The organism is Terriglobales bacterium (assembly GCA_035651995.1).
GTDB lineage: Bacteria > Acidobacteriota > Terriglobia > Terriglobales > Acidobacteriaceae > DASRER01.
In genome coordinates this window covers 1-6,488 of the sequence record DASRER010000036.1, presented here as the reverse complement: position 1 = coordinate 6,488, position 6,488 = coordinate 1, and the positions used below count along the sequence as shown (strand labels likewise).

Below are 6,488 nucleotides of genomic sequence, written 5' to 3'. Positions count from 1 at the left end.
CCCGCCGAAGCTATCTCTACCCAGAAGGTGCGCCGTGGGTAACGTTCTGGTGTGCGACGACGAGCGCTCCATTTGCGAAATGCTGGAGCTGGTGCTGCGCAAAGAAGGCTATAAGGTTGAGACCGTCAACTCCGGCGAAGCAGCCAAAAAGAAAATTGACTCGGCGCTCTACGACGTGATCGTCAGCGACATTCGCATGCCGCATACCAACGGCATCGAGGTGCTGCGCTATGCGCACAGCGTTTCCCCCGACACTGCGGTGGTGCTCATTACCGCGGTGGACGATCTCGAGGCCGCCGTGCAGGCGGTGAAGGCCGGAGGTGCATTCGACTATTTGCGCAAGGGCCCGGGCCTGATCGAAGACGTCAAGGTCGCCCTGCAGCAGGCGATGGCGCAACAGTCACTGCGCCGCCAGAACTTTGCCCTGCGCCGCGATGCCGCCGGCCGCAACTCGCTCGACAACATTGTGGGTGTGAGCGCGGGCATGGAGCGGCTTAAGAACACAATCCGCACTGTTGCCACCACCGCCAGCACCGTGCTGGTGCACGGAGAGAGCGGGACGGGCAAGGAGCTGGTGGCGCGGGCGGTGCATGCATGTTCGCCGCGCGCGGCAGAACCGTTTGTTTCTGTCAACTGCGGAGCTTTTCCTGAGACACTGCTGGAAAGCGAGCTGTTCGGTTACGTAAAGGGCGCGTTCACCGGCGCGAATCAGAATAAGCGCGGGCTGTTCGAGGTGGCGCACGGCGGCACCATTTTCCTGGACGAGATCAGCGAGATGACGCTGGCCATGCAGGTGAAGCTGCTGCGCGTGCTGCAGGAACGTGTGGTGCGCCCGGTGGGAGGCACCGACGAGATTGCCATTGATGTGCGCGTGATCGCCGCCACCAACCGCGATCTCGAACACGCTGTCGCCGAAGGCGGATTTCGCGAAGACCTTTACTACCGGCTGAGCGTGATTCCAGTCGAGGTCCCACCGTTGCGCGAGCGCCGCTAAGATATTCCGCTGCTGGCCAACCACTTCCTCAAGAAGTACGCTCCCGCCGCCGGCAAATCCATCGTGCGCATTGCACCGGAATCGGTGCGCGCGCTTGCCAATTACGACTGGCCCGGCAACGTGCGCCAGTTGGAGAACACCATCGAACGCGCGGTGGCGCTGGAAACCGGCGATACTCTGCACGTGGAAATTCCGGTGGAGCGGCGCGCCCGCGCGGCCGCCGCATTCGGGGGCTCCAGCACGATTCCGACCGAAGGAATTGATATGGAGCGCTACGTGGCCGACATCGAGCGCGCGCTCATCCAGAACGCGCTGCGGCAGTCGGGCGGAGTACAGACCAAAGCGGCGGAGATGCTGAAGCTCTCGTACCGCAGCTTTCGGCATCTACTGAAGAAGTATGACTTGTGAGTTTCAGTTTCAGTTTCAGCTCAGACCATTTCCTCCCCTCTTCACCTGCACCGATTTCTTCTGACGTGCCATAGCGCCATCGCCCGCGACCACCGGGAGCAGGGCGGGGTAATTCGTGGTTTGTGCTGGGGACTATGAAGATAGCACGAGAGTTGCTGGTTCTAAAGACGGTTGTGTGAGATAGGAAAATGGGAACATTAGCTTTGGGCTCGGGGCTCCTGCAGTGGCAAAAAGCAAAAACAGGGAGCGAATGCGCGCGTTCCTTGCTGTTGCCCCGAGGAACGAAGCGAGGCGGGACCTGCTGTCTTGCGGCGGCGAGAAACTACACTTGCGAGGGCACCGCTTCGCGCTCGGCTTCGCTGCCTTGCTTGCGGGCGCCACTGTCGGGTAGATAGTAGTGCACGGCGGGCGTGACGATGAGCGAGAGCGCCAACGAGAGGACGATGCCGCCGATGACGGCGATCGCGAGCGGTCGCAGCATTTGCGAGCCGTCCCCCTTTGTCTCCCCGCGCCAGCGCCCAGCAGCGCGACGAACGCGCTCCATGCTATACACGTGTACAGCTTCCTCAACTGCTCACCTCACGGGCCAAAAAACTTGGGAAACCCGGTCATGGAGCAATTCTAGGAGACGCTCGTGCCAGCGTTCCAATAGACACATGATAGCGGGCGTTATCGGCGGCGGCGATGCCGCCGTCCGTGCCCTGCTGGCGCGGCGATGGCTTCGAACCCGGCGCCCGGCGCTTTTTGGCATCGGTTCCGCCGATTCAATGCGCGGCGCAATATGTATTTTTGTCGGACGCAGCGCGTGGGAGAGAATCAAACCTCGTCGCCCTCACCATGGTCCTGACTTGCTCGCAATGTAACGCCGAGTATGGAACAGAGCAGGCGCGCTGGCGCTGCGATTGCGGAGGTTATTTGCGCCTGTCGCACGAGGGCATGTTTCGTCGCGAGCGGCTCGCGGCGCGTCCACACACGCTGTGGCGCTATCGCGAGGCGCTGGGACTGGCGCCCGGGGCCACACCGGTTTCGCTCGGCGAAGGCTGGACCCCGCTGGAAGCCGGGAAACTCGGCGGGCGCGATGTCCTGTTCAAGCTCGACTATCTTTGTCCGACCGGCTCATACAAGGACCGCGGCGCCGCCACCATGCTGACGCAGTTGAAGCACTGGCGCGTCGCGCGCATCATCGAGGATTCTTCCGGCAACGCCGGCGCCGCTGTCGCCGCCTACGCTGCCAGGGCCGGCATTGATTGCGACATCTACATTCCCGCCACGACCTCCGAAGGCAAGGCGGCGCAGATCGCGATGTATGGCGGCAACCTGCGCCGCGTTGCCGGCTCGCGCGAGCAGACCACCGATGCCGCTCTGGCCGCCGCCGAAGCAGGCGTCTTCTACGCCAGCCACAACTGGAGTCCTTACTTCGCCGCGGGCATGAAGACGATCGCCTACGAGATCGCCGAACAGATGAACTGGCACGCGCCCAACTGGGTGGTGGTTCCCGTCGGCGGCGGCGGTCTGCTGAGCGGCGTCTACATGGGCTTCAGCGATCTTGCGCACGCCGGCATGATCGATCGCATGCCGCAACTGCTCGCCGTGCAGGCGGCAGCGTGCAATCCCGTGGAGCGCGCGTGGGCTTCCGGACTGGAAACGGTACCGGCGGTGGAGAAACGGCCGACTGCGGCCGAAGGCATCTCCGTGGCCCGGCCGGTGCGCGGCGAAGATGTACTCCAGGCCGTTCGCGGTTCGCGCGGCCATGTTGTGGCCGTCGAAGATGATGACATCTGGAACTGCTGCGACCTGCTCGCGCGCCAGGGTCTTTATGTCGAACCTACCGCCGCGGCAGCGCCGGCTGCCGCGCTCCACGCGTTTGCCCGCGGGTTGTTCGTTCCTCACGATCGCGTCATCGTCGTCCTCACCGGCATGGGACTGAAGGCGACCGACAAAATCGTGGAGCGCATGGGCGCCGCCAGGGCCGAACCGACTGAACCGGCCGCCACGGTTGGCCCCGTCCTCGCTGAGGATGCGCCGGTGCAGCGATGAGCCGGGCTGCTTCGCCCCAGGAGGCGCCAGCAACGCTGCTGCTGGACCGCGCGCAAATCGGTGGCCTCGTCAGCTTCGCGGAATACCTGGCGTCCGTCGAGCGCGCCTTTCGCGCGCACGGCGAAGGTCGCAGCCTCGACCAGGGCCTCATGCACTTGGATGCCGACGGTGGCGAATTCCACGTCAAGGGCGGCGGCCTGCAACTGGGTCGCGTGTACTTCGGGTTCAAGATCAATGGTGGCTTTCACAGAAACTGGCAGGTGTATGGGCTGCCGAACATTGTTGGCGTGATCGTGCTCTGCGACGGTAGCACGGGTCTGCCGCTGGCGATCATGGACTCGGGCGAGATCACACGCCAGCGAACGGCAGCGGCGGCCGCGGTCGCGGCCAGTCACCTGGCGCGGCGCGACTCGCGCGTCATCACCATCAGCGGCTGCGGCGCCCAGGGGCATGCGCAACTCGCCGGCATGAAGGCGGTCTTCTCCTTGGAGCGCGCCTTCGCTTATGACGTGGACCGCAACCAGCGTGAACGCTTCGCGCAGGAGATGTCAGCCCGGCTCGAAATGCCGGTGGAACCGGTGGAGGACTTCGCCGTCGCGCTGCGGCAGAGCGACATCTGCATCACCTGCGCGCCATCGCATCATTATTATGTGCGCGCCGCTGACGTGCCGCGCGGCATCTTCATCGCCGCCATGGGCGCCGACAGCCCGGAGAAGCAGGAGATCGACCCGCAGTTGCTCGCACGATACAAGCTGGTTGTCGATATTCTCGACCAGTGCGAACAAGTGGGTGAGTTGCACCACGCCATTGCGGGCGGCCTGATGACGCGCGGCGATGTGCACGCGCAACTGGGCGAGGTTCTGGCCGGGAAGAAGCCCGGCCGCACCTCTGCCGACGAGATCATCATTTTCGATTCCACGGGAACGGCGCTGCAGGACGTCGCCGCGGCCGCGCTGGTCTACGAGAAGGCCCTGGCGGCTGAGGTCGGCACGGCGTTCCGGTTTCTCGGATGATTCGCGAGTCGCATATGCAACGCTACCCCAAGCCCTGCTCAATTGTTTTTTCCATTGTGTTGTTCGCGGCGTCCTGCAGCGTCGCCGCGTTTGCGCAGAAGCGCGGCTTCCAGCCGGAAGACGTTTACTTGCTCCAGCAGATTGCCGATCCGCAGGTCTCGCCCGACGGCAAGACCGTGGCTTATACGGTCACGCAAATCGACAAGGCGCGCAACCGGCGGCAGTCGAGCATCTGGCTGGTTCCGGTAGATGGCAGCGCCCCGCCGCGCAAGATGACCAGCGGCAACTCGGCGCGCAATCCCCGCTGGGGTCCCAATGGCACGCTGGCGTTCATCGCTGACGCGCTCGAGCCGCCGGCCGACGCGCCACAGGCGCCCGAACAAACCAATCGTCCGGAAACGTGGCCACCGGCGCGGCCCGAGCCTGCCAATCCACGCACCCAGGTGTACGCGCTCGACCCGGGCGGCGGCAAGCCGACGCGCATCACGAACTTCAAGGACGGTGTCTCGCGCTTCAACTGGTCTCCCGACGGTACGCGTCTGGCCTGCGTCGTCAAGACTGCCGACCATACGCCGGACTCCGACAGTAAGCACTACAAATCCACGGTCTACAAGTTCGACGGGCAGGGCTGGGCCGATACGCGCCACAATCACATCTTCCTCGTCGAAGTGAAGAGCGGAAAGCCGACGCAGCTTACCGGCGATCCGATGCACGACGACAACGATCCGCAGTGGTCGCCCGACGGCAAGTGGATTTCCTACCGTTCGACGAACAGCAGTCCGGAGCTGACGACAGTGCTGGGGGTTGACGATGTCTTCCTTCTGCCTGTGTCGGGCGGCGCGCCGCAGCCGCTGGCGCAAGGGCGCATGTACGCCTCCGATCCACGCTGGTCGCCCGACGGCAAATGGATCGCCTTCGCCGCCGCGCCCAGTGTCGAGGAGCAGGCGCAATTGTGGGTTCTACCCGCGCAGGGCGGCACCCCCAGGCTCGGCACCGAACTCGATCTGTTCCCGAGCAGCATCACATGGTCCAAGGACGGCCAGGTGTGGTTCACTGCGCTCGAGCGCGGCGCGCAACCGCTGTTCCGCGCCGATCCGCAGACCGGCAAGACCCTGCGTGTGCTCGCCGGCAACCGCTTCGTCAACAACGTCGAGCTCGACGACAAGCAGCGCCGCATCGTCTTTGTCGCCAGCAGCTCCGAGCACCCCGCCGAGCTGTTTTCCGCCGACTTCGACGGCAAGAACCAAAAGCAGCTGACGCACCATAACCAGGCGCTCGTGGAGCAGATTGCCACCCGCCCCGCGACCGCCTTCTCCTACACCAGCGTGGATGGTCTCACGATTGACGCGTTCCTCATCAAGCCGGTGAACTTCCAACCCGGCAAGAAGTATCCGCTGGTGCTGAACATTCACGGCGGACCGAACGGCATGTGGGGCTACGGCTGGTGCTCCGACTGCCAGATGTATGCCGGCCAGGGCTGGGCGGTGCTGCTCGTCAATCCGCGCGGCTCTTCCGGCTACGGCATGAAGTTCCAGCGCGCGGTAGCGCTGGAGTGGGGTGGCAAGGCGTACCAGGACATCATGAACGGCGTCGAGACGGCGCTGGCGCAGAACCCGTGGATCGATAAAGACCGCCTCGGCGTCACTGGAATTAGCTACGGCGGCTTCATGACCAACTGGATCGTCACGCAGACTGACAAGTTCAAGGCGGCGATTCCGATTTCGGGCATCAGCGATTTCGTCAGCCTGGAAGGCACTCGCGATGGCGCCTTCGGCCACAGCCGCGACTTCGGCGGCGACCTTTGGCAGGCCTTCGATCATTACTGGAAATATTCCCCGGTGCGCCTGGCGAGCAAGGTGACAACTCCGGTGCTGCTGCTGCACGGCGAAGCCGACTACCGCGTGCCGGCAAGCCAGGCGGAAGAGTACTTCCGCGCCCTGAAGCACTTCGGCAAGACGGCGGAGCTTGTGCTCTTCCCGCGCGAGCCGCACAGCCCCGGCGCGTACGAGCCGAAGCACCAGGTGGAGCACCTGCAG

At 64.2% G+C, this 6,488-nt stretch carries 6 protein-coding genes; 5 read left to right on the top strand and 1 reads right to left on the bottom strand.

The window, feature by feature from the left end; all coding sequences use genetic code 11:
• The first annotated feature begins 34 nt into the window (after positions 1-34).
• Complete coding sequence (locus VFA60_12700; GenBank protein HZQ92648.1) at positions 35-994, top strand: sigma-54 dependent transcriptional regulator; 960 nt, start codon at positions 35-37, stop codon at positions 992-994.
• A 63-nt stretch (positions 995-1,057) separates the two neighbouring features.
• Positions 1,058-1,402 (top strand): helix-turn-helix domain-containing protein, encoded by a 345-nt coding sequence (locus VFA60_12695; GenBank protein HZQ92647.1) that lies wholly within the window; start codon positions 1,058-1,060, stop codon positions 1,400-1,402.
• Between the two features lie 322 nt (positions 1,403-1,724).
• Here the strand turns inward: VFA60_12695 and VFA60_12690 are convergent, their stop codons facing one another.
• Positions 1,725-1,946 (bottom strand): efflux RND transporter permease subunit, encoded by a 222-nt coding sequence (locus VFA60_12690; protein HZQ92646.1) that lies wholly within the window; start codon positions 1,944-1,946, stop codon positions 1,725-1,727.
• A gap of 371 nt (positions 1,947-2,317) precedes the next feature.
• Here VFA60_12690 and VFA60_12685 point away from each other — a divergent pair, with 371 nt between their 5' ends.
• The 3 genes from VFA60_12685 to VFA60_12675 form a co-directional block, all read left to right on the top strand.
• Complete coding sequence (locus tag VFA60_12685; GenBank protein ID HZQ92645.1) at positions 2,318-3,439, top strand: pyridoxal-phosphate dependent enzyme; 1,122 nt, start codon at positions 2,318-2,320, stop codon at positions 3,437-3,439.
• A complete protein-coding gene (locus tag VFA60_12680) occupies positions 3,436-4,452 on the top strand; it encodes an ornithine cyclodeaminase family protein (protein HZQ92644.1) in 1,017 nt (338 codons plus the stop codon). The genes VFA60_12685 and VFA60_12680 overlap by 4 nt, the downstream gene beginning before the upstream one ends.
• A gap of 59 nt (positions 4,453-4,511) precedes the next feature.
• On the top strand, positions 4,512-6,488 hold a 1,977-nt coding region (locus VFA60_12675), incomplete at its 3' end, for a S9 family peptidase (protein HZQ92643.1).

Bases quoted from the DNA above. Each gene is read 5' to 3' on its own strand.
- VFA60_12690 (HZQ92646.1), bottom strand. From the start codon at position 1,946: ATGGAGCGCGTTCGTCGCGCTGCTGGGCGCTGGCGCGGGGAGACAAAG.
- VFA60_12680 (HZQ92644.1), top strand. From the start codon at position 3,436: ATGAGCCGGGCTGCTTCGCCCCAGGAGGCGCCAGCAACGCTGCTGCTG.